This is a genomic window from Oleiphilus sp. HI0123 (assembly GCF_001635315.1).
On the sequence record NZ_LWGE01001873.1, the window covers coordinates 1 to 826 of the forward strand.

Sequence of the window (826 nt, forward strand, 5' to 3'; positions counted from 1 at the left end):
TTGAAAAATGAATTTTTAAGTAATCTTGTCAACAAAATTCAGTTAACTATTATCACTAATAAGATTTACAATAACCCATACTCTGAACTTAAAAAAGGTAAAGTAAACGGTACAATTGAAGAAATCTTTGTAAACATTGCTAAAGCACGTGAGTTTCGACCTGATTTGGCTGTTCAAAATGAATTTAAACGTACTCTTTCTGATGTACGAGCAGCATTCCATACAGTAAACTTTTCTGCACAATATCCAGCAACAATTGATGAAACTGAACTTCCACGAGCATTTGCTAATGATGGTGGTTTGTCAACACTTTCAAATAAAATCATTGAATCTATTTATTCAGCTGCTGAACTTGATGAACAAATGTTGTTCCAATACTTGCTTATTGACGCTGTAACAACTGGTAAAATGCACGTTGAAGCCGTTGGATCAGATATGAAAGCTGTAGTTAAGAAAGCACGTGCCATTGCTAAAGACATGGAGTTTATTTCTCCTCGTTATAACATTGAGCGTGTTCACACTTACACTAAACTTGAAGATGCTTACATCTTGACAACTCCAGATATGGAAGCTGAACTTGATGTTGATTTGTTAGCAGGTGTATTCAATCTTAACAAATCTGATTTCAAACAACGTATCATCACTGTTCCAAATGCAGAATACTTTGACAATGAACGTTTTGCTAATTTAACAGTTGGTGAACGTAAACAAATTCGCCAAGTAACTGAACAAATGATTGAACTATTCAAGAAAGTTAAGTTTATCTTAGTTGATAAAGAATGGGTTCAAATGTATGATTCAGTATTTGAAATGCGTTCTGTTCAAT

General features: G+C 33.4%; 1 protein-coding gene. It reads left to right on the top strand.

The window, feature by feature from the left end; all coding sequences use genetic code 11:
- Positions 1-826, top strand: an 826-nt coding sequence (locus A3761_RS28235) for a hypothetical protein (RefSeq protein WP_197473260.1), incomplete at both ends; no start/stop codon positions are given.